This is a genomic window from Micromonospora sp. D75 (genome assembly GCF_018070405.1).
Taxonomy (GTDB): Bacteria; Actinomycetota; Actinomycetes; order Mycobacteriales; family Micromonosporaceae; genus Micromonospora; species Micromonospora chalcea.
The window spans coordinates 1-1,730 of the sequence record NZ_JAGPXV010000902.1 but is presented as its reverse complement, the minus strand read 5'-3'; the positions used below and the strand labels follow the sequence as shown (position 1 = coordinate 1,730).

Genomic DNA, 1,730 nt, shown 5'->3' with positions numbered 1-1,730 from the left:
GGTCAGGCCGTGTTGCTGGGCCAGGTCGCAGAGCTGGCGCACCGGCATCCGGGTGCCGGTGAACAGCGTGACGGCGGCGAACGCCAGCACCTTCGTCCGCGGCGTGATCGCCCGGGCGAACATGTCGACGATCTCCTCGGCGGTGACGTCCGGCCCGACCGGCGGGGTCAGCACGGTGAGCGTGATCCGGTGCCGGTTGCGCAGCAGGTTGAAGTTGGACAGCACCGAGTAGCACTCGTGGCTGGTGGTGATGACCTCGTCGCCCTCGTGCAGGTCGAGCCCGTTGATGACGCGGGCCACCCCCTCGGTGGCGTTGTGGCAGATCACCATCTCGTCCTGGTCGACGCCGAACGCCCGGCCGATGGCGGCGCGGTGCTCGGGGTACATGCCGGGCGGGTAGACGTTGCGCAGTCCGCCGTTCCACTCCCGGGTCACCCGGTCGTTGACGTCCAGCACCTCGTACGGCATCACGCCGATGGTGCCGGTGTTGAGGTGGACCGCGTCGGGCTCCATCGCGAACAGCGACCGCAGCTCCGCGAAGGAGGCGGCGCGCAGTGGGTCGGCCGGTGCGGGCGGCCCGCCGGTGCGGGCGGCCGTCGTGGTCGCGGGGTCGTCGGTCACGCTGACGCGCATGGCGTCCCTCCTGTCAGGAGCTGGCACCCGCCAGCGAATTTACCATATGATTCTCAAGTAAATAGTCGTCCCGCTGCCCGCCCCGTCCGACCGCGCCGGGCTCTCCGGCGCGTCCCACCGCAGAGCAGGGAGAAGCGATGATCGCGTGCCACACCGGCGATTGGCCGGACACCGAAGATCCTCAGCGGACGGAGCCGGCTGCCTCCGGCTGCTCGTGCGGCTGCGCCGGCCGCTGCCGGCCGCCGTCCGCCGGCGCCGGCGGCGAGCGCGACCGCCGGCAGGAGCAGTTCGACGCGCGCGACCGGGTGCCCTGACGCCGGGCGGGTGGGGGCGGCCGGGCCGCCGCCCCCACCGGGCCGGTCAGCCGCCGAGCACGTCCGGCAGCCGGACCGCCTTGAACCGCCGGTCGGCGAAGTCGCAGTACCAGACCAGCTCGCCGTCCCAGGCCAGCCCGGTCGGATGCCCCGGCAGCCGCACCGTGGCGACCAGCCGGCCCGACTCCGCCTCGACCGCGTGCAGCAGGCCGTCCTCGAACTCGGCGTAGAGCACGTGACCCTCGGCGTACGTGAGGCCCGAGGGCGACCCCACGACCGGGTGCTCCCGCTGCACCGTCATGGTCTCGAAGTCCCGTAGCTGGATCACCGCGGGCGCGCGCAGGCAGAGCCACACGCCCTCGGGCCCGGTCTCCATGCCGGTGACCCGGCCGTTGGAGGGCCGTACCGGCTTCGACCCGACGGTCTGGCCGGTGGCCGGGTCGATCAGCAGGATCCGCTTCGGCCGGCCGCCGATCTGGCACAGTTTTCCGTCCGCGTATCCCAGGTCGGCCCGCACGTCCGGGTACGCGAAGGACCGGCGTACCGCGCCGTCCGCCGGGTCGATCGCGAAGATCCGCGCGGCGTCCTGGTCGGAGTGCCAGAGCCAGGTGCCGTCCCAGGTCAGGCCGCACATGTAGCCGGCCGGGCCGGGCAGGCTGCGCACCACCTCGACGGGCGGTGCGATCGTCGAGCCGCTCACCGTCTCGTTCTCCCTTCGTTGGCTGACCCGGCCCGCGCCGGGCCGGCGGACCTGCGGGCGGCGTCAGTCGACGACCGCCACCG

2 protein-coding genes are annotated in these 1,730 nt (G+C 73.2%); both read right to left on the bottom strand.

Features of this window, described 5'->3' with window-relative positions; genetic code table 11:
• A partial coding sequence (locus tag KBX39_RS30510) for an aminotransferase class V-fold PLP-dependent enzyme (RefSeq protein WP_210873866.1) occupies positions 1-633 on the bottom strand: 633 nt, incomplete at its 3' end.
• A gap of 360 nt (positions 634-993) precedes the next feature.
• The gene (locus tag KBX39_RS30505; protein WP_064447384.1) at positions 994-1,647 is read right to left on the bottom strand and encodes a hypothetical protein; all 654 of its coding nucleotides are present in this window, start codon (positions 1,645-1,647) and stop codon (positions 994-996) included.
• Between the last annotated feature and the right edge of the window lie 83 nt (positions 1,648-1,730).